This is a genomic window from Aeromonas sp. s4 (genome assembly GCF_040907855.1).
GTDB classification, from domain to species: domain Bacteria; phylum Pseudomonadota; class Gammaproteobacteria; order Enterobacterales; family Aeromonadaceae; genus Aeromonas; species Aeromonas caviae.
Map to the genome: position 1 here is coordinate 169467 of NZ_JBFOCP010000030.1, position 23060 is coordinate 192526.

General features: G+C 63.9%; 20 protein-coding genes. 7 read left to right on the top strand and 13 right to left on the bottom strand.

Features of this window, described 5'->3' with window-relative positions:
• Positions 1-90 precede the first annotated feature (90 nt).
• The 9 genes from AB5Y89_RS09535 to nudF all read right to left on the bottom strand — a co-directional run bounded on the left by AB5Y89_RS09535 (position 91) and on the right by nudF (position 7066).
• The gene (locus tag AB5Y89_RS09535) at positions 91-2094 is read right to left on the bottom strand and encodes an FUSC family protein (protein WP_368223623.1); all 2004 of its coding nucleotides are present in this window, start codon (positions 2092-2094) and stop codon (positions 91-93) included.
• A gap of 1 nt (position 2095) precedes the next feature.
• On the bottom strand, positions 2096-2962 hold the full coding sequence (locus AB5Y89_RS09540) for an HlyD family secretion protein (protein WP_010672778.1): 867 nt from the start codon (positions 2960-2962) through the stop codon (positions 2096-2098).
• Positions 2955-3197, bottom strand: a complete 243-nt coding sequence (locus tag AB5Y89_RS09545; protein ID WP_039039819.1) for a DUF1656 domain-containing protein — start codon at positions 3195-3197, stop codon at positions 2955-2957. Before AB5Y89_RS09545 ends, AB5Y89_RS09540 begins: the two co-directional genes overlap by 8 nt.
• 171 nt (positions 3198-3368) lie before the next feature.
• Complete coding sequence (locus tag AB5Y89_RS09550) at positions 3369-3773, bottom strand: GFA family protein (protein ID WP_039039754.1); 405 nt, start codon at positions 3771-3773, stop codon at positions 3369-3371.
• 36 nt (positions 3774-3809) lie between these two features.
• The gene (locus AB5Y89_RS09555) at positions 3810-4433 is read right to left on the bottom strand and encodes an NUDIX hydrolase (protein WP_319911337.1); all 624 of its coding nucleotides are present in this window, start codon (positions 4431-4433) and stop codon (positions 3810-3812) included.
• 2 nt (positions 4434-4435) lie between these two features.
• Positions 4436-5023, bottom strand: a complete 588-nt coding sequence (locus AB5Y89_RS09560; RefSeq protein WP_368223626.1) for a YqiA/YcfP family alpha/beta fold hydrolase — start codon at positions 5021-5023, stop codon at positions 4436-4438.
• Positions 5024-5032: 9 nt separating this feature from the next.
• Positions 5033-5851, bottom strand: coding sequence for a 3',5'-cyclic-AMP phosphodiesterase (gene cpdA / locus AB5Y89_RS09565; protein WP_368223628.1), 819 nt, complete (start codon positions 5849-5851; stop codon positions 5033-5035).
• A gap of 27 nt (positions 5852-5878) precedes the next feature.
• Positions 5879-6325 carry a DUF1249 domain-containing protein gene (locus AB5Y89_RS09570; RefSeq protein WP_039039758.1) on the bottom strand — a complete coding sequence of 149 codons (447 nt, stop codon included), beginning with the start codon at positions 6323-6325 and terminating at the stop codon, positions 5879-5881.
• 99 nt (positions 6326-6424) lie between these two features.
• Complete coding sequence (gene nudF, locus AB5Y89_RS09575; RefSeq protein ID WP_010672772.1) at positions 6425-7066, bottom strand: ADP-ribose diphosphatase; 642 nt, start codon at positions 7064-7066, stop codon at positions 6425-6427.
• Positions 7067-7372: 306 nt separating this feature from the next.
• On the opposite strand from nudF, the gene tolC reads away from it, so the two are divergent.
• The gene (gene tolC, locus AB5Y89_RS09580; RefSeq protein ID WP_029313618.1) at positions 7373-8698 is read left to right on the top strand and encodes an outer membrane channel protein TolC; all 1326 of its coding nucleotides are present in this window, start codon (positions 7373-7375) and stop codon (positions 8696-8698) included.
• Between the two features lie 154 nt (positions 8699-8852).
• Here the strand turns inward: tolC and hldE are convergent, their stop codons facing one another.
• Positions 8853-10280: a bifunctional D-glycero-beta-D-manno-heptose-7-phosphate kinase/D-glycero-beta-D-manno-heptose 1-phosphate adenylyltransferase HldE gene (hldE, locus tag AB5Y89_RS09585; protein ID WP_039039759.1), complete on the bottom strand. Its 1428-nt coding sequence runs from the start codon at positions 10278-10280 to the stop codon at positions 8853-8855.
• A gap of 249 nt (positions 10281-10529) precedes the next feature.
• On the opposite strand from hldE, the gene lpxL reads away from it, so the two are divergent.
• Positions 10530-11453 carry an LpxL/LpxP family Kdo(2)-lipid IV(A) lauroyl/palmitoleoyl acyltransferase gene (gene lpxL / locus AB5Y89_RS09590; protein WP_010672769.1) on the top strand — a complete coding sequence of 308 codons (924 nt, stop codon included), beginning with the start codon at positions 10530-10532 and terminating at the stop codon, positions 11451-11453.
• 114 nt (positions 11454-11567) lie between these two features.
• Here lpxL and AB5Y89_RS09595 read toward each other — a convergent pair whose 3' ends face one another.
• The 3 genes from AB5Y89_RS09595 to AB5Y89_RS09605 all read right to left on the bottom strand — a co-directional run bounded on the left by AB5Y89_RS09595 (position 11568) and on the right by AB5Y89_RS09605 (position 15340).
• On the bottom strand, positions 11568-13547 hold the full coding sequence (locus AB5Y89_RS09595) for a bifunctional 2',3'-cyclic-nucleotide 2'-phosphodiesterase/3'-nucleotidase (RefSeq protein WP_167825831.1): 1980 nt from the start codon (positions 13545-13547) through the stop codon (positions 11568-11570).
• 127 nt (positions 13548-13674) lie between these two features.
• Entirely contained in the window at positions 13675-14295 is a 621-nt protein-coding gene (gene lysE, locus AB5Y89_RS09600) for an L-lysine exporter (protein ID WP_041212291.1), read from the bottom strand.
• Positions 14296-14557: 262 nt separating this feature from the next.
• On the bottom strand, positions 14558-15340 hold the full coding sequence (locus tag AB5Y89_RS09605) for a LuxR family transcriptional regulator (protein WP_010672766.1): 783 nt from the start codon (positions 15338-15340) through the stop codon (positions 14558-14560).
• A 64-nt stretch (positions 15341-15404) separates the two neighbouring features.
• On the opposite strand from AB5Y89_RS09605, the gene AB5Y89_RS09610 reads away from it, so the two are divergent.
• From AB5Y89_RS09610 to AB5Y89_RS09630, 5 genes are all read left to right on the top strand, one after another.
• Positions 15405-16034, top strand: coding sequence for an acyl-homoserine-lactone synthase (locus AB5Y89_RS09610; RefSeq protein ID WP_029313613.1), 630 nt, complete (start codon positions 15405-15407; stop codon positions 16032-16034).
• A gap of 233 nt (positions 16035-16267) precedes the next feature.
• The gene (locus AB5Y89_RS09615) at positions 16268-17167 is read left to right on the top strand and encodes a LysR family transcriptional regulator ArgP (RefSeq protein ID WP_010672764.1); all 900 of its coding nucleotides are present in this window, start codon (positions 16268-16270) and stop codon (positions 17165-17167) included.
• 86 nt (positions 17168-17253) lie between these two features.
• On the top strand, positions 17254-19275 hold the full coding sequence (locus AB5Y89_RS09620; RefSeq protein WP_010672763.1) for an exoribonuclease II: 2022 nt from the start codon (positions 17254-17256) through the stop codon (positions 19273-19275).
• A 644-nt stretch (positions 19276-19919) separates the two neighbouring features.
• A complete protein-coding gene (locus AB5Y89_RS09625; RefSeq protein WP_368223630.1) occupies positions 19920-21848 on the top strand; it encodes a PTS mannitol transporter subunit IICBA in 1929 nt (642 codons plus the stop codon).
• A 37-nt stretch (positions 21849-21885) separates the two neighbouring features.
• Positions 21886-23031, top strand: coding sequence for a mannitol-1-phosphate 5-dehydrogenase (locus AB5Y89_RS09630; protein ID WP_052815685.1), 1146 nt, complete (start codon positions 21886-21888; stop codon positions 23029-23031).
• Positions 23032-23060: the final 29 nt, after the last annotated feature.

A 23060-nucleotide genomic window follows, 5' to 3' on the forward strand; every position in this document is an offset into this window, starting at 1 on the left:
TGGGGGGAATCTTACTCGCTGGGAGGGCCCGGGACAAATGGGGCGCTCGCAAAGGGTGATCCAGAGGGGCTCCGGCCTCCCCGCCCGGGATCAGGCGGGTTCCCCGGGCAGGGCCTGCACAAGCTGGGAGAGGGAGCAGTGGAGTCGCCACACCAGCCCCGCCAGTGCCCGGGCCGCCGGATCTGCATGTTCCCCCAGCCCCAGGCTGATGCGGTCCAGCTCCGCCAGGGTGCGCCCCAGGGTCTCGTGCTGCACGCCCCCTTCGGTCAGAATCCCTTTCAGGCAGCGCAGACAGCCGTCACGCACCAGATAGAGGGCCGGATCCCGGCTGCGCCAGAGCCTGAGCTGCCAGACGATATGGCTGCAATTGAGCAGCACCACGCCCCAGCGCAGCACCCAGAGCCGGGCCCCCTGATCCTGACTCTGGCTGAGCTGGCTCACCGCGTGATAGACCCGGGACTCAAACTCCCCCTCGCTCTGATGCGGGGCCGGGGCCAGCTGGTCCACGAAATCCCGCCGCAGACGATGCATCAGGCGGCGGCTCTTGCGCCGATCCGAGCTGGGCCTCAGGAGCTGGAACGCCAGTCCGGCACTCATCACCCCCAATGCCTGCGCGAGGCTGCTGTTGACGAAGGCGAGGTAGTCGTAGCTCGGCGGATTGGTGATGGCGAGGAAGGAGCCGAGCAGCACGATGAGCTGGCCCCAGAGCGCCGCCCCCTGGGGTCGCTGCAATTTCAGCAGTTGCAGGGTGATGAGAGCGGGGAACAGCAGGGCGCAGAAGATCCAGAAGTCGTCGATGCGGATCATCAGCCCGAACTTGACCCCGAAACAGATAAAGCTGAGCAGCACGATGGCCTTGAGCATGGTCTGGGCCCCCTTCGCCGGGGCCGGGGTGGCGGAATAGAGCACGCAGCAGATAGCGAGCAGGGTCAGGGCCGCAGCGCCCGCATCCCACTGGCTGTGGATCCAGAAGGTGCAGCCCAGCATCACGCAGAGGAAGGTACGCCCCCCGTTGTAGGCCGCCTCCAGGCCGTCGGTGTGGCTGGTCAGAGAGCTGTGGCGCGGCGGCGCCGGCCACTCCTGGCCATCGTGGCGGGCCAGCCTTTCCAGCCAGCGCTGACAATCCAGGTAGCTCCAGCAGAAGTGGCGCAGCCGCAGCCAGAAGGCCTGACAGCGATAATCATCCCCCGAACGGGCCACGAAGGGCGCCATCAGGCGGGCAATGCGCAGCTTGTCGCAGCCCCCCTGTCCCAGCTCTCGCAGCACGGCGGCCAGCATGGGGGCCGGGTCGACGGCGTCCTCTGGCCAGTGTTGCAGCATGCGGCGCAGCCCCGAGATGAGGCTGACCATCCTCAGCTGGCGATGGAGCAGATAGTTCAGCAACTGGTTGTGGCGACGCAGTCGGTGGTGGCTCCAGACGGCCTGGATGCGCAGCACGTTCAGGGTGAGGATCTGACCGATCACCCCCTCGTGGGCGGTGCGCACATCGGCGCCCGTCTCCCCGAGCCAGAGCAGCTGGGCATGTTCCAGCAGCCGGGTCTGGCTCTTGCCAAGGGAGTCCAGCAGGGTCTCGCCATCGGAGAAACTCGGCAGGATCATCATCATCAGGCCGCCGCAGAGGATGCCGACGATCACCTCGCTCACCCGGGCCTGGGCGATGTCGAAGATATGCTGCGGGTCGGTCAGGTTGACGCAGGAGAAGGCGATGATGGCGGCGGTATAGCCCGCCAGGGCGAAACCGTAGGAGACGTTGTTCTGATGGTGGTTGGAGATGTAGGTGCACCCCCCCAGCCAGAGGGCGATAAGCAGGCTGAAGAGCCAGGGATCACCGATGCCAAGGCCGGTGATCATCACCGCCGCCATGGCGCCGATGAGGCTGCCCACCACCCGCCCCAGGCTCTTGCTGATGACGCCCCCCACGGTGGGAAAGCTCACCACGGCGGCGGAGGTCATGGCCCAGTAGGGAGAGTCGAGTTGCAGCACGAACGCCAGCCAGAGCGACAGGCACATGGCCAGGGCATTGCGCAGGGCGTAGCGCCACTGGCCGCCGTTGGCCTTGCCCCAGGGGGTCTGGCGCCAGAGCGAGGGGATCACCCTAGTCCCCTATGGTGATGGTACAGGTCGTGCCCGCGATCAAGACCAGATCCGGGGGAATCGCCAGCAGCCTGATCCGCACCGGCACCCGCTGGGCCAGGCGCACCCAGGGCACGTTCGGCTTGACGTCGAGCAGCAGCCCCTCGCTGCCTTCCAGGCTCTGATCGTGAATGGCGCGCCCTATGCTTTCCACCTCCCCCCTGAGTACCCGATCCCCGCTGTAGAGCACCACCTCGGCCGGTTTGCCGGGAGCGATGTGCCTGAGCTTGGTCTCTTCGAAATAGCCCTGCACATAGAAGGAGTGGGTGTCTATCAGGGCCACCAGGGGCACCCCGGCGGTGGCGTAGTTGCCGACCCTGGCCTGTAGGTTGGTGATGTAGCCGTCGCTCGCAGCATGGACCTCGGTCCGGGCAAGGGACCATCTGGCCTGCTCCAGATTGGCTTGGGCCACCTCATAGGCCGCCTTCATCGCCTGGGCATTGAGCCTGGATTCATCCACCGCCTCGGCGGAGATGACGGTGCGGGAGAGGCTCTGGCGACGGTTCGCCTCGTGCTCCGCCTTGTCGAGATCCGACCTGGCCTTGGCCAGGGCCGCGCTGGCGTTGTCCAGCGCGATGCGATAGGGCTCGGGATCCAGGGTGAAGAGCAGCTCCCCCGCCTTCACCAGCTGGTTGTCCTTGACCCCTATCCTGACGATCTTGCCCGACACCTGGGGCGTGATGCTGACCAGCTCGGCCCGCACCTTGCCATCCCGGGTCCAGGGCCCCTGCATATAGTCGTTCCACAGCCACCAGAGCGACACCAGCGCCAGGGCAAAGACCAGCAGGGTGGAGAAGTATTTGAGGGTCGCAAGGGGTGATTTAGCCATGTAGCAATATCCATAGGGCGCCGCTGACGGCGAGGATGAAGAGGGAGAGATCCATCAGCAGGGGGTGCCAGACCTCGCCGCCGTAGAGCCAGTCCCGCAGCAGATGATGCAGCGGCAGCCAGCCCAGCAGGCCGAGCAGCACGGCCTTGAACAGGGGCGGAAAGTAGAGCGAGGCCCCGAGGATCAGATCCGGCAGCGCTGAAGCAGTCGTCACGGGTGTGCCCCCTGTTGGCAGAGATGGAATGAAGAGAGAGGCCGGGGTCCGCCGGGAGACGGACAGGGCAAGGTTAACACAGCCATTGCGGGGGCTACACCAGCAGATGACCCCCTGAGGCGTCGTCACGGGAGTGGCGCGGCAACACCTCGCCCGTCCTCCCCGCCACCCGTCGGGGCAGTCACCTCGCGTTCAATCGGCCACGGTATCTGCCGGGTGATGCACCCCGTCCCGGGTCGGCACCTCTCCCAGATCGAACGGGTTGACCCCCTCCAGACAGGCGAGGTTGTAGCCATATTCCGCCGGATTGGATCGGCGCTGGTGATGGGTGTAGATGCCGCAGACGCTGCAAAAGTAGTGTTTCGCGGTGCGGGTGTTGAACTGGTAGCAGCGAAGCGCCGCCTCCCCTTGCAGGATGCGGATGCCGGACAGCGGCACCGAGGCGACGATGGCCCCACGCCGCCGACAGAAGGAGCAGTCGCAGCGGCGCGGATCCACCACGCCATCCGGCAGGGTCAGCTCCAGCACCACGGCGCCGCAGTGGCAGCTCGCCTTGTGTTTCTTCTGGATGGGGGTATTGCCGATGCGTGTGATCATGCTGCCTCCTTGCCGCAGTGTCAGGCTGCGAACCGGTTAATCGAACAGGGTATCCCCCCGCCCCTGCGACAGATGGTCATGCAGGGTGCGCAACTGGGACGCCACCACCCGGTGGCGGGAGAGTTCGGGCAAGGCGTCGATGGGGAAGTACCCCGCCCCTTTGGTTTCATCGGTGTCGGTAAGCAGAGCGCCCCCCGTCACCTCGCACAGGAAGAAGGCCTTGTGGGCGTGGGGCAGCTGCGGGGGATGGGGATGCTTGAGCTTGTCGAACAGGGCCAGCAGTTGCACCGCCCGACAGGCGAGGCCGGTCTCCTCGCTCACTTCCCGCACCACAGCATCCGCAGGCGAATCGCCGATGTCGCACCAGCCCCCCGGCAGAGTCCAGCAACCGTCACTGCGCTCCTGCACCAGCAGGACATGGCCCGCATCGTTCTGAATGAAGGCCCGCACATCGAGCTTGGGGGTGGGATAGCCGCTGTCGAGGGCAATCCAGTCGTCGATGGCGTCGGGGGCCAGCTCGCTCTGGCTGGCGATGAGCGTCACCGTGGCCGCTCGCAGCGCCTCGAAGCGGGCGATGTCGAAGGGATCGCGGGAATAGGTGAGCCCCGCCTGGGCCGTGGCCAGCACCTGTTCGAGGAAGGCGGCCAACGGCGGCTGCACGGCTAGAGCCCGAGGAAACGGACGATCTGGGCGGGGTAGCGCTCGAAGCCTGTGAAGGCGTGATCGCCGCCGCACTCCAGGGAGAGACGGGCAAAGCGGTATTCGTCCAGCGCCTTGCGATAGTCGAGCACCTCGTCCTCCTGCTGTTGCAGCACCCAGAGCCGCTCGGGAGCAGTCACCGGCACCGCCAGCGCTCTCAGCTCGTCCATGTGTCCGGGCAACAGTTCATAGCGTTCGCCGCTGTAGGGGTTGGTCTGGGGGCCGAGGTAGTCGCAGAGCAGCTCGTGGGGGCGCACCGCCGGGTTGATGAGGGCGGCGCGGCAACCGTATCGCTCGCTGACCCGGGTCGCCATAAAGCCACCGAGGGAGCTGCCCACGGCGCCCAGTCGCAGGGCGCTGCCGTGGCGGGCCTTCAGGTCGGCGATGGCCTGCTCGATGGCAGCCCAGGCGGCCTCAGGGGTGTTGGGCTGAGCCGGGATCACCACCTCGATATCGGGCCTGTTCTCTGCCACCCAGGCCGCCATCTGCTGCGCCTTGGCCGAGCCGGGGGATGAATTGAAACCGTGCAGATAGAGCAGGACGGGCTTCATGGCAACGCCTCAGTAACCGGTGGCATTGGGGTCGGGCACGAACTGCCCCAGCGGCAGGCGCCACACCTGACTCGCCACCCGGCCATCCGGGTGCAGGGTGAGATAGCGCCAGCCCGGGCCGGATTCGTCCAGTGCGAAACCGTCGGAGAGCGGCTTGAACTGGATGCAGGTAGAGGGGCTGGCGATGAGCCGCACTCCGTGGTGCACCTCGTCAAACTCCTGATGGACGTGGCCGAACAGGATGGTCTTCTGCTGCGGGTGGCGGGCCAGCACGGCGAACAGGTCGTCGGCATTCTTGAGGTTGTGCTGATCCAGCCAGGCGCAGCCCACCGGCACCGCCTGATGGTGCAGGGCGATGAGGGCGTGGCGCTCGGGATGCTGGCGCAGGGCCTGATCCAGGGCCGCCAGCTGGTGATCCCCCAGCACCCCGTGGGGTTTGCCACGCACCTGGGTATCCAGCAGGATCACCTGCCAGTGATCCCCCACCAGCTGCTTGGCCTCGCTGATGCCGGCCGCATGGAGGTATTCGGTCATCAGGGGGCCGTCGTCGTGGTTGCCGGGCAACCAGTAGATGGGGCGAGCCAGGGGCGCCATCATGGAGGCGAAGCGCTGGTAGGACTCCGGGCTGTGATCCTGGGAGAGATCCCCGGTGGCGAGGATGAGATCGAACGGGTGCTCGTTGGCCTGCACCCGCTCCAGCACGGCGGCCAGACTCTGCGCCGTGAGCACGGCCAGCAGCCGCCCCTCGGCACTGGCGAAGAGATGGGTATCGGTAATCTGTAACAGGCGCACACTGCCGTCCGGCGCCTGAGGTAGCTCTGTTTCCAAAATCACGCTTCTTTTTTATGGGTTCGACTAGAGGATGTTAATCAGGCTGGTGCCGTGTTTGAGACAAAATCTCAACCAATCGGCCAAGAATAGATTTACCTGCTCCTTTTCATCCCTGTGATGCATTTTTTGATTGGGATAATCATAACGTGGTTGCAACATTGAAATCTGTTGCGCCGCACACACTTCCGCCATTCGCACATCATGATACAAACGAATCTCTATCCGGGCTTGCAAGTAGCTCGGCAATTCGGGGTTGTGCTGGGCCAGGATCACCTGGCTGGTGAAGCGGCTCTCCTCGGTCACCGTGAGCTGGAACTGCAGGCCGTTACCGACCTGATAGCGGCGCTCAGCACCCACGCTGCCGCCAGGCGGCAACAGTTTCATCAGCGCCATGTAATTGACCTCGCAGGTACGCTGCAAGGACATCAAATCAGGCACATAGCGCTTCATCGGGCTCTGGACTAATGACATGTCGCGGCTCCCTCAATCAGGGTCCATGAAGGGTGGACCCACTGCACAGTGTTCCAGTCGGACACAGGGCACCTGACCCGGGTCTGAACGAGCGTCACCTCAGCGCCCCGCCAGCCAGCGTGCCCGCAGCTCGCCGTGATTCAGGGCCAGCCACTGCAGGGCGATGACGGAGGCGGCATTGTCGATGCGCCCCTCTTTGAGCCAGGCATAGGCCTGCTCGCGGCTCACCACGTGGACCCGGATGTCTTCCCCCTCTTCCGCCAGACCGTGGATCCCCTTGGCCTGACTGGCATCCACCTCGCCCACGAACACCTCAATGCGCTCGGTGCTGCCACCCGGGCTCACCAGATAGCTGATGGCGTGTTCGCAGCGTCCCACCTCGATCCCTGCCTCTTCCACCGCTTCGCGCCGCACCACTGCCTCGGCGGTCTCCCCTTCATCGATGATGCCGGCCACCAGCTCCAGCAGCCAGGGGGTGGCGCTGGTCTCCATGGCACCGATGCGAAACTGCTCCACCAGCACGATCTCGTCCCGCACCGGATCATAAGGCAGCAGGGCGGCGGCATGGCCACGTTCGAACAGTTCCCGGACGATGGGGGCGTTCCAGCCACCGGCAAACAGCCTGTGTTGCAGGCGGTAGACATTCACCTTGAAGAAGCCATTATATCCAGCTGATTTTTCAATGATTTTCACATCATCGCTGGAGTAGTGGCAGGTTTGAGGCAAGGCTTGCTGTGACATTCGAGACTCCTGCCAGCTTGACTTGGCTTGGTTTGACCATAATATTCGGGGGCATGAATGAACATTCATTCACTCGCTCTCGCCGACGATGAGGGAAGGATTTTAGCAGCCACAGGGCATTTGGCTAGGCGCGTTGCCGAGAAAACTCGCCCCGGACCTTGACGTTTCCGCAGCTGGAAAAGAGACAGTTCGCAATGAAATCTGCTTATAGTAGAGTGGTTAAGCTGAAATCAAGCTTGGTCGGTGACAATCCCCCCTTCATCCAGCGGACAGCTTTGGGTTGATACAAAAGGTTAAAACTATCATATGAAAAGAACACTCTTGTCAGTCATGGTGATGCTGGGTGTGAGCGGCGCCGCTCATGCCGAAAACCTGCTCGATATTTACCAACAGGCCCAGATCAAGGACACCCAGCTGCTGGAATCCAAGGCCAAGCGGGACCAGGCCTTCGAGAAGATCAACGAATCCCGTGCAGCCCTGCTGCCCCAGATCAACCTGGGCGCCGGCCTGAACTACCTGCAAAACAAGAACGACACCATGACCAACACGGGCGCTACTGGCTCCGTGACCCTGGATCAATCCATCTACCGTCGCAGCAACTGGGTCAACCTGGATCTGACCGAGAAGAGCGCCACCCAGTCCGACGTGGCCTACAACCTCGAGTACCAGAACCTGATGCTGCGTACCGCCCAGGCCTACTTCGACGTGCTCAAGGCCATGGATACCCTGGAATTCGTGCGTGCCAACAAGACCGCGGTCGAGCGTCAGCTTGAACAGACTCAGCAGCGCTTCGAAGTGGGCCTGACCGCCATCACCGACGTGCACGAAGCCGAGGCCGAGCGCGATCAGGCGCTGGCGGACGAGATCAATGCCGAGAACACCCTGGACAACAGCTACGAGAGCCTGCGCGAGCTGACCGGTATCGACCACCGTCAACTGGACGTGCTCAACACCGATCGCTTCAGCCCGCAGAAGACCGCGTTCAACTCCGACAAGTGGCTGGAGCTGGCCCTGGACAAGAACCTGGAGCTGCACAGCGCCCGCATCGGCAAGGACATCGCCAAGGAGCAGATCGATCTGGCCAAGACCGGTCATGAACCGACCCTGGATCTGGGCGCCGGCCTGAACGCCGGTTACAACGATTACAAGGACGAGATCCGCAACCCCGAGAGCAACAGCAATCAGGGCAACATCGGCCTGAACTTCAAGCTGCCCATCTACACCGGCGGGGCCACCACCTCCCAGGTCAAGCAGGCACAGTTCAACTACGTGGCCGCCAGCGAACAGCTCGAGCGCAGCTTCCGCTCGGTGCAGAGCACGGTCCGCTCCTCCTACAACAACGTGAACGCCAGCATCGGCTCGGTCCGCGCCTACAGCCAGTCCGTCATTTCCGCCGACAGCGCCCTGAAGGCGACCGAGGCCGGTTACGAGGTGGGTACCCGCACCATCGTCGACGTGCTGGACTCCACCCGCAAGCTGTATCAGGCCAAGCAGAAGCTCTCCGAGGCCCGCTACAACTACATCCTCAGCATCCTCTCCCTCAAGCAGGCCGCCGGCATCCTGGAGCAGAAGGATCTGGAAGAGGTGAACCAGGGTCTGATGCCCGCCGCCCAGGTCACCAAGAAGTCCTGAGCCAGGCGCACACCATGAGAAAAGGCGACCCCGGGGTCGCCTTTTTCATCTCTGTTCGCCGCTGGAAGTGCGTTGGTCGGGGCCTGCCAGGCAGCGGCCATGTCACCGACCCGGCAGCCCCATCAAAAAACCCGGCCTTGGCCGGGTTTTACGCTTATCCGCGCTCGCGGATGGTCTTGATGATGTCGGTGGTGGAGCAGCCGTCCTCGAAGTTCAGCACCCGCACCTCGCCGCCGTTGGCGGTCACCTCGGCGTAACCGGCGATCTCTTCGGGCTTGTAGTCGCCCCCCTTGACCAGGAGGTCTGGCAGGATCTCGGCGATCAGACGCTGGGGAGTGTCTTCGCTGAAGGGGACCACCCAGTCCACGGCACCCAGGGCCGCCAGCACCGTCATACGGCGCTCGGTCGGGTTGACCGGGCGACCCGGCCCCTTGAGGCGACGCACGGACTCGTCGGTGTTCACCGCCACGATCAGGCGATCCCCCAGCTTGCCCGCATTGGCCAGATAGGAGACATGACCCGCGTGCAGAATGTCGAAGCAGCCGTTGGTCATCACCACCTTCTCGCCGCGCAGACGGGCGGCCTGGACGGCCACCTTGAGCTGGGCCTCGGACATGACGCCAAAGCCGGTCTCCTGCTCGGTGTAGAGGGCGTTGGCCAGTTCCACCGGGCTCACGGTGGAGGTCCCCAGCTTGCCGACCACGATGCCGGCGGCGGTGTTGGCCAGGGCGCAGGCCTCGTCCAGACTCTTGCCCGCGGCAAGGGAAGTCGCCAGGGTGGAGATGACGGTGTCACCGGCACCGGTGACGTCATAGACCTCGTGGGCCTGGGCCGGCAGGTGCAGCTCGGGCTGCCCTTCGCGGATCAGGGTCATGCCGTTCTCAGAACGGGTGACCAGCAGGGCGTCCAGCTCGAAGCGCTTGACCAGCTCCAGCCCCCTGGCGACCAGATCCTCCTCCCCCTTCACCTTGCCCACCACGGCCTCGAACTCGGACATGTTGGGGGTCAGCAGGGTGGCACCACGGTACTTCTCGAAATCGGTCCCCTTGGGGTCAACCAGCACGGGGATACCGGCGGCGCGGGCACGCCGGATCATGCCGGGCACATCGTTGAGGGCGCCCTTGCCGTAGTCGGAGAGGATCATCACGTCCGCCTGGGGCAGCGCCTGCTCCACCTTGCCCATCAGCAGGCTGGCATCCACGTCGTGAAAGGCCTCTTCGAAGTCGAGGCGCAGCAGCTGCTGGTTGCGGGACAGCACCCGCAGCTTGGTGATGGTCGGATAGTCGGTCAGGCGCACGAAATCACAGGCCACCTTGACCCCGGCCATCTGGCTGGCGAGGGCATCGGCGGCTTCATCCTGACCGGTCAGGCCCAGCAGCACGGCCTGGGCGCCGAGGGCGGCGGAGTTGAGCGCCACGTTGGCGGCGCCACCCGGGCGCTCCTCGATGTGTTCGACCTTGACCACGGGGACCGGTGCCTCGGGGGAGATCCGGCCGGTAGGGCCATGCCAGTAGCGATCCAACATGACATCGCCAACGACCAGGATGCGGGCTTTTTCAAACTCGGGCAGGGTGATTTTCATCTGTATCGGCTCTCAAAACCTGAAAAATTCAGCGGCCGATTTTATCACACTCTTTTCCGGGGCGTGAAAAAAGCACGGCCCTGCGCCCTGATGCCCCCTCTGACCAGATGACGGCGATTCGCGCCCGCCCCCGCTTTTCGGATAGAATCCTCGACATGCGAGTGACCGCATCCGCGCCGGACCACCCCACACAGGCCCCCCCGGTTCGGTCGGACTCCCCCCTTTGCCTTTGCGAACAAGAGACTCTTCATGGCCCAAGAACACGCTCCCCGCCTCGAACCCCGTCTGTTCCATCCCCGTTACTGGGGGAGCTGGCTGGGCCTCTCCCTGCTCTGGCTGCTGGTGTTGCTGCCCTGGCGCAGCCAGATGTGGCTGGGCCGCCAGCTCGGCACCCTGGCCCGCAAGCTGCTGAAATCCCGCGTCAAAATTGCCCGCCGCAACCTGGAGCTGGCGATGCCCGAGCTCAGCCGGGATGAGCGCGAAGCCCTCCTGGTGCAGAACTTCGAGAGCGTGGGCTGCGCCATCTTCGAGGTGGGCATGGCCTGGTTCTGGCCAGACTGGCGGATGCGCCGCCTGATGAAGGTGGAAGGGGAAGAGCACGTCATCAACGCCATGGAGAAGGGCCAGGGGATGCTGTTGCTCTCCTGCCACTTCCTCACCCTTGAGCTCAATGCCCGCTGCTTCGGCCTGGTACGTCCCGGGGTCGGCGTCTATCGCCCCAACACCAATCCGGTGCTGGAGTACGCCCAGTACCACGGTCGCTGCGCCTCCAACAAATACCTGGTGGACCGGATGGACGTGAAGGGGATGATCAAGGCGCTGCGCAACGGCGACGCCCTCTGGTATGCACCGGATCACGACTACGGCAGCCATGCCAGCGTCTTCGTGCCCTACTTCGCGGTGGAGCAGGCCGCCACCATCACGGGGACCGCCACCCTGGCCCGGGTGAAGAACACCGTCACCCTGCCCTGCTACAACATCCGCACCCGGGAGGGCTACACCCTGCATATCGGGGCCCCGCTCGCGGACTACCCGAGCGGTGACGACATGGCGGATGCCAGCCGCGCCAACCGCGAGATTGAAGCCGCCGTGCGCAAGGCGCCGGAGCAGTACATGTGGCTGCACCGCCGCTTCAAGACCCGCCCCAATCCGGACGATCCCGGCTACTACTGATGCCCTCCCGCCCCGTCGACCGGGCAAGTCCAGACGACAGGACAGGATGGCACCGCGCCCCATGAAAAAGCCCTCGCACTGCGAGGGCTTTTTTGTTGGCTGCCAGCGTCTGCCTTACTGGCGGATCAGGCGGTAGATGGCGTAGCCGGGGTGCTTGGCGTCATCCATCGGCAGGGTGGACTGGTACGACAGATCCGCCCCCGCCAGGGCCTTGGCCTCGTCGGTCGGCGAGGAGTAGAGGCGCACGTCCACGTTGGCGGGCAGGGCCTTCATGTGCCAGTTGTTGTTGGCCGCCGGGCTGAAGCCAGCCGGGTTGTCCGCAGACTGGGCCTTCAGGTACTGGGCGATGATCTCCCGCGTCTCGAAGGGATCTTCATGGACGATGTTGCTGCCGTCGATGCCCGGGAAGTGGCCGCCGCCGCTGGCGCGGTAGTTGTTGGTCACCACGTAGAACTTCTGGGCCGGGTCCACGGGCTGGCCGTTGAAGGTGAGGCCGCTGATGCGCTGGCCGTCGCTCACCTTAACCCCGTCCTTGCTGTAGCGGGCCGGCTGGGTGATGTCCACCTCGTAGTTGACCCCGTCAATCACATCGAAGTTGTAGGTGGGGAAGCTCTCGTTCACCAGCCACTGCACCCCGGTCTTGCCGGTGTCGATCTGGTTGAACTGGCCGGCGCTCATCTCCAGCCACTCCTTGACGGTGGCCCCGTTCACCTCGACTACCTGCAGGGTGTTCGGATAGATGTAGAGGTCGGAGACGTTGCGCAGGGAGATGTCACCCTGGGCCACATAGGTGAAGTCGTTGATGCCGTTGCGACCGCCACGGAAGGGGGCCGCCACCGAGAGGATCGGGTAGGACTCCTTGAGCAGGCCGTCTTGTTGCAACTGCTCCGCGTGGCGGCGCTGGGCATCGCTCACCAGCTGCACCGAGGGGTCGTCCTGTACCAGGGCGAAGAAGCTGTGGATGGGGGAGGTGATCTTGCCGAGCGGCTCGTCCAGCCACTGGTTGGTGGCGTCGTGGTCGGCCTGCACCAGGTCCACCACCCGCTGATCCACCGCACTGCCCTCGCTGGCGTCTATCTTGCGCAGGCTGGCCTGGCTCTGCTTCACCTGCCACTTGCCGTCCACCTGTTCCAGCTTGAGGTCGATGATGCCGAGGTGGTTGCCCCAGTAACCGGGCATCACGGTGGGGATGCCGCTGAGGGTACCGGCCTGGTTGTCCACCTCCGGCAGATCCGGGAAGTCCCCGGGGAAGTTCTTGTGGGCGTGGCCCAGCATCAGGGCGTCCACGCCCTTCACCTTGGCCAGATGCCAGGCGGAGTTCTCCATCATGGCCTCGTAGCTGCTGGCATTGATGCCGGTGTGAGCCACCACCACCACGATGTCGGCGCCCTTGGCGCGCAGCTCGGGCACATAGTGATTGGCGGTCTCGACCATGTCGGCCACCACCACCTTGCCCTCCAGATGACGCTTGTCCCACTGCAGCACCTGGGGCGGGGTCAGACCCAGGATGCCCACCTTGACGCGCTGGCGCTGGCCCTTGTCATCGGTCACCTCGCGCTCCAGCAGCAGATAGGGGGTGAACTTGTTGCCGCTCCAGTCAATTTGTCCCTTGGCATCGCGCTTGAAGGCCCCCGCCTCGAACACGTTGGCGTTCACATAGGGGAAGTCGGCTCCCGCCAGTACCTTGCCAAGGTAGTCTAGGCCGTAGTTGAACTCGTGGTTGCCCAGGTTGCCCGCGTCGTAGCCTAGCTCGTTCATCGCCTTGAACACCGGGTGCGCCTGCTTCTCGAGATAGCCGGCACCGGACTGCTCGAAGATGTAGTCCGCCAGCGGCGTGCCCTGAATGAGGTCACCGTTGTCGAGCAGCAGGTTGTTGGGGTTCTCGGCGCGGGCGGCGCGGATCAGCAGGGCGGTGCGGGAGAGGCCGAACTTGCGATCCTCCTTGTTCTGGTAGTAGTCGTACCCCAGCACGTTGGAGTGGATATCAGAGGTCTGGATCAGGCGCAGGGAGACGGTCCCCGGCTGCGCCTTGCTGTCATTCTCGTTGCTGCAGGCAGACAGCAGCACGATGGCGGCAATAGCCCCCAGCTTCATGGTGTTATTCACTGTTTTTTCCCTTTTATTATGAGTAACGCTTTACCAGCGCCGGGAATTTAACAGACGAATATGTCAGCAGATGGCACCGGGACTCATTTTTATGAAGCCCGGCACAAAAATAGCCTCATGAGGCCGGTATGGCACCCAATGCCAGCTTGACCGCCAGCACCAGCATGATGAGACCTACAACAAGATCAATGGCTTGCTGCACCCGGCCCCGGGCAAGCCAGGGGGAGAGGGCGGCCGCCCCGAACGCCAGTCCGTAGAACCAGACCAGAGAAGCCAGCATGGCCCCCGCCGCGAAGGCAGGTCTGAGCTCCTCGGCAAACTGGCTGCCGAAGGAGCCAAGCAGCATCAGGGTATCCAGATAGACGTGGGGATTGAGCAGGGTCACTCCGAGGGTCATGGCCAGCACGCTCTTCACCCCCATCAACCGGGGCGAGTCCGCCAGGGCCGCCTCCTGGCCGCGCCAGGCACTGCGCAGGGAACGGATACCGAACCAGCCGAGGAAGAGCACGCCGCCCCAGGTCAGCAGGGCCAGGCCGATCGGGCTGGCCGCCAGCAGGTTGGCCCCGCCGAACACCCCGATCCCGATCAGCACGAGATCGCACAGGCAGCAGAGGGTCGCCGTCAGCAGGTGGTGATTGCGGTGAATGCCCCGGCTCAGCACGAAGGCATTCTGGGCCCCGATGGGGATGATCATGGCAAGGCCGAGGGTAAAGCCTTGCAGGGTGGTGGCGAACATGGGGATGCGTTCCTGTGAAAGAGAGAAACGCACTATAAGGGGGCGCGGGTAATCAGAGAAATTCATTCATTTTCTGATGCATTCATAAAACTGATGAAAACCGGGCCGAAACCACACAAAGAAGGTTGTCAATTGCAGGATCTGACAATTGTGGGGTCACAGCCCCGCCCCGAGAATCGGCGGCAGGATGGGACGGCGCAGGACAGCGGTGATGGCGACAGAGGGGATGCCAGGCGACGAGCCGGTGCCGCCGGGCCTGTATTCACTGCAGCAGGGAGGGGAAGTTGGTGACCACCACCTGCTCCAGGTTCGGCAGCAGGATGCCGCTGCTCACCCCCTTGGCGATGGCCTGGTAGCGGTTCATCGACCCCGTCTTGCGGGTGACCTGATTGAGGTGGTAGTTCACGGTGCGCTCCGTGATGCCGAGGATGCAGGCGATCTCCCCCGATGTCTTCCCTTCGCTGGCCCAGAACAGGCACTCGGTTTCCCGCTCCGTCAGGGGCTCCTGGGGATCGTCCTCCCTCATGCTCTGGCGCACGATCCGGATCGCCGCCTCGAAGATGTAGTTGGACATCCAGGAGAGGATGGGCGAGGACTCCAGCATCAGATCGCTCGACGCCCGCTCCCGGGTGATGAAAGAGAGTATGCCGTTCTCCCCCGCCGCCCCGTGCAGCGGGAACGAGATGCCGTTGCGCAACCCGAATTCCGCCGCCAGCCCCATCACATCCATGCTCCCCTCTTGCAGGAAGCGCGCCTTCTCGTCCAGCCGGTTCCAGTAGATGGGCAGGGTCTGCCTGCGGGCGAGCTGGATGATGGGATCGCAGGCCAGCATGTTGTTCAGGGTGTAGGCCTGTACCCAGGAGTCGGGGCACTGGTTGAACAGCACCACCTTGGGCCTTTGCATCGACATGGGCAGGATGAGGGCGAAGCGGTAGTAGTCGTAACCCATTCCCAGGGTGAAGCGGCCGATGAGCTCGGACAACCGGTTGCCATCGGTCACCAGCGTGAAATGTTCCAGGTACTCAAGCAGTTGGTCGCGTGTCATAGGCAAGCCTCCCCTGGCCAAGGCCTTGGATTATAGCGCCTAACCATGAAATGGAGAGACATGAATGCTTGTTTTCAAAGGAAAATTGAAAGAACACCCCAGATGGGAGGTCGAAAACGAGCTCTACCGATTTCGCAACCGCGTCTTCTCCGATCGACTCGGTTGGGACGTGGAATCCCGCCGTGGCCTGGAGCGGGACAACTTCGACAAGCCCGACACCCACTGGGTGCTGATTGAAGACAAACAGGGGCTGTGCGGCTGCATCCGCCTGCTCAGTTGCGCCCAGGATTACATGCTGCCCAGCATCTTCCCCACCGCCCTCGCTGGCGAAGCCCCGCCGCGCGGCAACGACGTGTGGGAGCTGACCCGCCTCGCCATCGACGCCGACCGGGCCCCTCGCCTGGAGAACGGCATCAGCGAACTCACCTGCGTCATCTTCCGCGAGGTGCTGGCCTTCGCCAGGGAGCAGGGGATCCGCGAGCTGGTGGCCGTGGTCAGCCTGCCGGTGGAGCGCATCTTCCGTCGCCTCGGCCTGCCCATCGAGCGCCTCGGCCATCGCCAGGCGGTGGATCTGGGGGCCGTGCGCGGGGTCGGCATCCGCTTCCACCTGGACGAGCGTTTCGACCGCGCCGTCCATCGCCCCCTGCAGGGCCATTACCGGCCGGCGGGGGATGCACTGCTCGCCGTCATCTGAGCAAAAAAAGTCCCGGGACCGGCCCGGGATTCAAGACGCTCGCTATGGTCCGTTTCCACCCCATGCAAAAACGGACCGGGTGAGTATCTTATGAATCTCATGCCAGGACTACTGTCACATCTCACAGGGGCGGCCCCGGGCACGGGCCCCCTCTATGGGGGCGGTCAGGTTGTCCTCTGGCGCGCCCTTGAGTAGCATTCTTGCTGAACTCTCTTTTTTCATAAGGAATGCTGATGAAGACGCTGGACTACAAGCTGCTGCTGGCCCTGGACGCGGTGATCCGGGAGCAAAACTTCGAGCGTGCCGCCCAGCGCCTGCACATCACCCAGTCCGCCATCTCCCAGCGCATCAAGCAGCTGGAGCAGCAGTTTGCGGAGCCGCTCATCATCCGCAGCCAGCCGCTGCAGGCCACGGGGCTCGGCCAGAAGCTGCTGGCCCACTATCGCCAGGTGCGCCAGCTGGAGCTGGAGCTGGCCGGCGAGCTCTCCCCCGACGAGCCCAGGGCCCCCATCCGGGTCAGCATCGCCGTCAATGCCGACAGCCTTGCCACCTGGTTCCTGCCCGCCCTTGCGCCACTGCTGGAGCAATACCCCATCGAGCTGAACCTGCTGGTGGATGACGAGAGCCGCACCCTGGACCGGGTGCGCGAGGGGCAGGCGTTCGGCGCCGTCAGCCTGCAACCCCAGCCGCTGGCGGGCTGCTGCGTCGACGAACTCGGCGAGATGCGCTATCTGCTCACCGCCAGCCCCGCCTTCGTCGCCCGCCACTTCCCGAACGGCCTCACGGCGGCGGCCCTGGCCAAGGCGCCGGCGGTGGCCTTCGATCAGCGCGACGACATGCACATCAGCTACATGGCCCGTCATTTCGCCCTCCCCCCCGGTGGCTACCCCTGCCACACGGTGCGATCCTCCGAGGCCTTCGTCGCCATGGCGGAGCAGGGGCTGGCCTGCTGCCTCATCCCGGAATTGCAGATCCGCCAGCAACTGGAAGAGGGGCGCCTGCTCGATCTCAACCCGGATCACCACCTGGTCGAGCAGCTCTACTGGCACCGCTGGGTGCTGGAGCGGGGGCTGCACAAGCAGATATCCCAGCGCCTGATCCAGCAGGGACGACGGGCACTGCAACCCCGTTGAGGGGGCCATTCACCTTGGCTTTGGGGGGGTAAAAACGTATAGTGCTGGGCGATTAACCATCAGGTCTCCACTCAGGTTCCCCATTTATGTTCCAAGACAATCCGCTGCTGGCCCAGCTCAAGCAACAAATCCGCGAAAACATCCCCAAGAAAGAGGGTGTGATCCGCGCCTCCGATCGGGGCTTCGGCTTCCTGGAGGTCGATGAGAAGACCAGCTATTTCGTGCCGCCTCCCTACATGAAGAAGGTGATGCACGGTGACCGGGTGAGCGCCCTGATCCGCACTGAAAAAGAGAAAGAGGTGGCCGAGCCGGATGCCCTGCTGGAACAGGCCGTCACCCGCTTCGTCGGCCGCGTCAAGATGTTCCGCGACCGCCTCAACGTGGTGCCCGACCACCCCCTCATCAAGGACGCCATCAAGGCCCGCGCCAAGAAGGGTCTGGACGAGAAGTCCTTCAAGGAAGGGGACTGGGTGGTTGCCACCCTCAAGCGCCATGCCCTGGTGGACGGCAACTTCTCCGCCGAGATCACCCAGCTCATCGCCACCCAGGAAGATCACAACGTGCCCTGGTGGGTGGTGCTGGCGCGCCACAACCTGGCCCAGATTGAACCGGCGGACCTGCCGGAGTGGAAGGTGATCGAAGAGGAAGAGCTGCCCCGCCGGGATCTGACCCAGGTTCCCTTCTTCACCATCGACGGTGCCAAGACCAAGGACATGGACGATGCCCTGGCCATCACCAAGCTGGAGAACGGCTGGGAGCTGCTGGTGGCCATCGCCGACCCGACCGCCTATGTGGCCGAGGGGAGCGAGCTGGACAAGGAGGCCGCCCAGCGCGCCTTCACCGTCTACATGCCGGGACGCAACGTACCCATGATCCCGCGCACCCTCTCCGACGAGCTCTGCTCCCTGAAAGAGGGCGAGGAGCGCAACACCCTGTGCGCCCGTCTGCTCATCGCCGAGGATGGCCTGCTGCTGGAGGAGACCGAGTTCTTCGCCGCCCGCATCAATTCCCATGCCCGTCTCAGCTATGACGACGTTTCCGACTGGGCCGAGCACGGCAAAGCGCTGGATATCGACGCCGGCGTCCTGGCCCAGCTGCCCCTGATGAAGGCGATGACGGAGGCCCGCATCAAGTGGCGCACCGAGCACGCCCTGGTGTTCCCGGACAGACCCGACTACGACTTCGAGCTGGGTGAAGACGGCGAAGTGCTGGCCATCCACGTGGAGCCGCGCCGCATCGCCAACCGCATGGTGGAAGAGTCGATGATCGCCGCCAACATCTGCGCCGGCCGCGTGCTGGGCAAAGAGGTCGGCTACGGCATCTTCAACGTCCACACCGGCTTTGACGAGGAGTCCCTGGACGGCGCCATCGAGCTGCTCAAGACCGCCGAGGCCCCGTTCGAGAAGGAAGAGATCGCGAGCCTCTCCGGCTTCTGCGCCCTGCGCCGCTGGATAGACAACCTGGACACCCGCTGGCTGGACGGCAAGATCCGCCGCTTCCAGAGCTATGCCCTGATGTCCGCCGAACCGGGTGCCCACTACGGCCTGGGTCTGGATGCCTACGCCACCTGGACCTCCCCCATCCGCAAATACGGCGACATGGTCAACCATCGCCTGCTCAAGGCGGTCATCGCCGGCAAGACCCCGGGTGAGCGCCCCAGCCTGGAGCTGACCGAGCACCTGACCGCCTGCCGCCGCCTGCACCGCATGGTGGAGCGCGACATCGGCGACTGGCTCTATGTGCGCTACCTCAAGGCCGATGCGGGCACCGACAAGGTGTTCAACGCCGAGATCATCGACGTGATGCGCGCCGGCCTCAAGCTGCGTCTGCAGGAGAACGGCGCCGTGGTGTTCATGCCCGCCCGCCATATCCTGGACAACAAGGATCGGCTGGAGTGCAACTGGGACAACGGCCGCGTCTATCTGGACAAGACCGAGGTGGTCTACGAGCTCGGCCAGATCATCGAGGTGAAGCTGACCGAGGCGGTGGAAGAGACCCGCTCCCTCATCGCCAAGCCGGCGGTGGATCTGGTGCCGGGTCCGGCGCCGGTCGCTCCTGCCAGCGAGGCCGATGCCGCGCCTGCCGACGAGGCCCCCAAGGCGCAGTGATCCCCCTGCTTGTCTGCTCTGCACAAGCCCGCATCCTGCGGGCTTTTTTTATGGCTGCGCTCCACGGGCAGACGGGATGGGAGACCCGCTCGCAGGCCCCAGCCTGCGTCGCTACCGGCAGGGAGGATCGAGACGGGAGCGGATCAGGATCCGCCACCCGGGCGTCACAAGAGGCCTTGTCGGAACCGATCCTCTCGGGGAAAAAACTGAAAGTGGGTTACAAAATAAATGATTCATTGGTGATTAACGATGAACTACGGCATATCCATCGTCATTACTTGCGAATACGAGGCGACAAAACATGACTCATTTGAGTGCAAAATTTGGTTTTGTGACGACAGTCACGTTGACACCGTGTTTGCGCAAACCGCAAAACGAGACATCAATCACAAAAAATTGACACCCAGAGGCGAGAAGATCGAAATGTAGCCGAAATACAGCGACTGACTGTGATCGTCATCACTATGTCTGGAGGGGGGAGGTCGGGGTATTTGAGATCCAGGTCACAAGACACCCCGTTTTCAGCCTAATTTGATCACAAGCTGGTAGATTGAAGTTGCTTAGACGACTGGGATGGGAGTTCGGCAAAACTCGTCATCCCGACTACCACTTTTAATCACACAGGCTTAAAACGGGGTCCCGACATGTTATCACCGGATACCAAAGTCAAGATACAGAATTTTGGACGCTTCCTGTCCAATATGGTCATGCCCAACATAGGCGCCTTCATCGCCTGGGGCTTCATCACCGCCCTCTTCATCCCCACTGGCTGGCTGCCCAATGAAACCTTGGCCAAGCTGGTCGGTCCCATGATCACCTACCTGCTGCCGCTGCTCATCGGCTATACCGGCGGCAAGCTGATCGGGGGTGACCGGGGGGCCGTGGTCGGTGCCATCACCACCATGGGCGTCATCGTGGGGACCGACATCCCCATGTTCATGGGCGCCATGATGGTCGGCCCGCTGGGTGGCTGGGCCATCAAGCGCTTCGACAAGGCGATGGAAGGTCGCGTCAAGAGCGGCTTCGAGATGCTGGTGAACAACTTCTCCGCCGGCATCATCGGCATGTTGCTCGCCATTCTCGCCTTCTTCGTCATCGGTCCCTTCGTCAAGGTGCTCTCCGGCGCCCTGGCCGGTGGTGTCGACTTCCTGGTCGCCCACAGCCTGCTGCCGCTGACCTCCATTTTCGTCGAGCCGGCCAAGATCCTGTTCCTGAACAACGCCATCAACCACGGCATCTTCTCGCCGCTCGGGATCCAGCAAGCCACCGAACAGGGCCGCTCCATCTTCTTCCTGATCGAAGCGAACCCGGGTCCGGGCATGGGCGTGCTGCTGGCCTACATGGTGTTCGGCCGTGGCGCCGCCAAGCAGTCCGCAGCCGGTGCGTCCATCATCCACTTCTTCGGCGGCATCCACGAAATCTACTTCCCGTACGTGCTGATGAACCCGCGCCTCATCCTGGCGGTGATCGCAGGCGGCATGACCGGGGTCTTCACCCTGACCCTGTTCAACGCCGGTCTGGTCTCCCCCGCCTCCCCGGGCTCCATCTTCGCCGTGCTGCTGATGACGCCGAAAGCCTCCCTCATCGGGGTGCTGCTCTCCATCGTCGCCTCCGCCACCGTCTCCTTCCTGGTCGCCGCCGTGTTCGTCCGTGCCCAGCAGCCGGAAGCCGACGAGGCCGATGCCCTGGGTGAAGCCACCCGCAAGATGAAGGCCATGAAGGGTGCCAAGCCCGAGACCACCGCCGCCAAGAAGCCGGAAACCGAGCTGACCGCAGTGCGCAACATCGTCGTCGCCTGCGATGCGGGCATGGGCTCCAGCGCCATGGGCGCCGGCATGCTGCGCAAGCGGGTGCAGGCCGCCGGTCTCGACATCAGCGTCACCAACCGTGCCATCAACAACCTGGACGATCAGGTGGATCTGGTCATCACCCACAAGGATCTCACCGACCGTGCCCGTCGCCATGCGCCGCATGCACAGCATATTTCGCTGACCAACTTCCTCGACAACGCCCTCTATCAGGAGCTGGTGCAGAACCTCACCCTGGCCAACGCGGCCAACGATGACGTCGCCAACCCGCAACTGCTGGTGGCGGCCAACGACGACAGCTACGATCCGCAGGAGCCGGAAGTCTTCACCCTGAGCCTGCAGGATGTGCACCTGGGCCTCAAGGCCGAGAGCAAGGAAGCGGCCATCGTGACCGCCGGCAAGCTGCTGGCCGAGCGAGGCTATGTGGCACCGGACTACGTCGACGCCATGCTGGAGCGCGAACAGCTGGTCTCCACCTACCTCGGCGAATCCATCGCCGTGCCCCACGGCACCATCGCCGCCAAGGAGCACGTGAAGCGTACCGGCATCGTCATCTGCCAGTACCCGGCCGGAGTCGCCTTCGGCGAGGGCGCCGATGAGGTAGCGCGCCTGGTCATCGGCATTGCCGCCCGCAACGATGAACACATACAGGTCATAACCCGCCTGACCAATGCACTGGATGAGCCCGGTCTCGTCGACCGTCTGGCCAGCACCCAGGATCCCCAGGAGTTCCTGGATCTGCTGGGGGCCGAGCAGGCCGCGTAATCATCCGTCATCGTCTTTGGTTGTAGAGGTTAATATCATGAAAACATTGCATTTTGGTGCCGGCAACATCGGTCGGGGCTTCATCGGCAAACTGCTGGCTGACGCCAGCCATCAGGTCACCTTCGCCGACGTCAACGAGACCCTGATCGACCAGCTCAACCACCGCCAGGAGTACAAGGTGCACGTGGTGGGCACGGATCAGAAGCTGGACGTGGTGCGCAACGTTGCCGCCGTCAGCTCCGCCGGACACGAGGTGATCGCCCGTATCATCACCGCCGATCTGGTCACCACGGCGGTCGGCCCCAACATCCTGGACAAAATTGCCAGCACCCTGGCCAAGGGACTGCAGGCCCGCTTCGATGCCGGCAACCTGACTCCCCTCAACGTCATCGCCTGCGAGAACATGGTGCGCGGCACCAGTCACCTCAAGGAGGAGGTACTCAAGTACCTGCCGGTCGCGTATCATGCCACCCTCGAGCAGTGCGTCGGCTTCGTCGACTCGGCGGTGGATCGCATCGTTCCGCCCGCCGCGGCGAACGACGATCCCCTGGAGGTGACGGTGGAGAGCTTCAGCGAGTGGATCGTCGATCGGACCCAGTTCAAGGGGGAGCTGCCCCAGGTGGCAGGCATGGAGCCCACCGACAACCTGATGGCCTTCGTCGAACGCAAGCTGTTCACCCTCAACACCGGCCACATCGTCACCGCCTACCTCGGCAAGCTCAGGGGCTATCGCACCGTGCGCGAGGCGATCGAGGATCCGCTGATCCGCAGCAAGGTGCGCCGCGCCATGGAGGAGAGCGGGGCCGTGCTGGTGAAACGCTACGGCTTCGACCCGCGCCTGCACGCCGCCTACATCGAGAAGATCCTCTCCCGCTTCGCCAACCCCTACCTGGTGGACGAGATTGACCGGGTCGGTCGCCAGCCGCTGCGCAAGCTGGCGGCGGGGGACAGGCTGGTGAAGCCGCTGCTCGGCACCCTGGAGTACGGCCTGCCGAGCGATCACCTGCAGGAGGGCATCGCCGCCGCACTGCATTACCGCAATGAGGACGATCCCCAGGCGGTGGAGCTGCAGGCCATGCTGGCGGAACTCGGTCCGGCACGGACCCTGGCCCGCGTCACCGGCCTGGATGAGCACAGCGATGTGGTACGCACCATCGTCGCCCGTTACAACAACTTGAAGTGACCTGATGGGGTGGCGTCACACCGCCCGTG

Coding starts and splice junctions, on each gene's coding strand:
- AB5Y89_RS09560 (WP_368223626.1), bottom strand. CDS start 5,023: ATGAAGCCCGTCCTGCTCTATCTGCACGGTTTCAATTCATCCCCCGGC.
- AB5Y89_RS09625 (WP_368223630.1), top strand. CDS start 19,920: ATGTTATCACCGGATACCAAAGTCAAGATACAGAATTTTGGACGCTTC.
- AB5Y89_RS09610 (WP_029313613.1), top strand. CDS start 15,405: ATGCTTGTTTTCAAAGGAAAATTGAAAGAACACCCCAGATGGGAGGTC.
- AB5Y89_RS09615 (WP_010672764.1), top strand. CDS start 16,268: ATGAAGACGCTGGACTACAAGCTGCTGCTGGCCCTGGACGCGGTGATC.
- hldE (WP_039039759.1), bottom strand. CDS start 10,280: ATGAAAATCACCCTGCCCGAGTTTGAAAAAGCCCGCATCCTGGTCGTT.
- lpxL (WP_010672769.1), top strand. CDS start 10,530: ATGGCCCAAGAACACGCTCCCCGCCTCGAACCCCGTCTGTTCCATCCC.
- AB5Y89_RS09570 (WP_039039758.1), bottom strand. CDS start 6,325: ATGTCATTAGTCCAGAGCCCGATGAAGCGCTATGTGCCTGATTTGATG.
- tolC (WP_029313618.1), top strand. CDS start 7,373: ATGAAAAGAACACTCTTGTCAGTCATGGTGATGCTGGGTGTGAGCGGC.
- AB5Y89_RS09630 (WP_052815685.1), top strand. CDS start 21,886: ATGAAAACATTGCATTTTGGTGCCGGCAACATCGGTCGGGGCTTCATC.
- AB5Y89_RS09550 (WP_039039754.1), bottom strand. CDS start 3,773: ATGATCACACGCATCGGCAATACCCCCATCCAGAAGAAACACAAGGCG.
- AB5Y89_RS09605 (WP_010672766.1), bottom strand. CDS start 15,340: ATGACACGCGACCAACTGCTTGAGTACCTGGAACATTTCACGCTGGTG.
- nudF (WP_010672772.1), bottom strand. CDS start 7,066: ATGTCACAGCAAGCCTTGCCTCAAACCTGCCACTACTCCAGCGATGAT.
- AB5Y89_RS09620 (WP_010672763.1), top strand. CDS start 17,254: ATGTTCCAAGACAATCCGCTGCTGGCCCAGCTCAAGCAACAAATCCGC.
- AB5Y89_RS09595 (WP_167825831.1), bottom strand. CDS start 13,547: ATGAAGCTGGGGGCTATTGCCGCCATCGTGCTGCTGTCTGCCTGCAGC.
- lysE (WP_041212291.1), bottom strand. CDS start 14,295: ATGTTCGCCACCACCCTGCAAGGCTTTACCCTCGGCCTTGCCATGATC.
- AB5Y89_RS09540 (WP_010672778.1), bottom strand. CDS start 2,962: ATGGCTAAATCACCCCTTGCGACCCTCAAATACTTCTCCACCCTGCTG.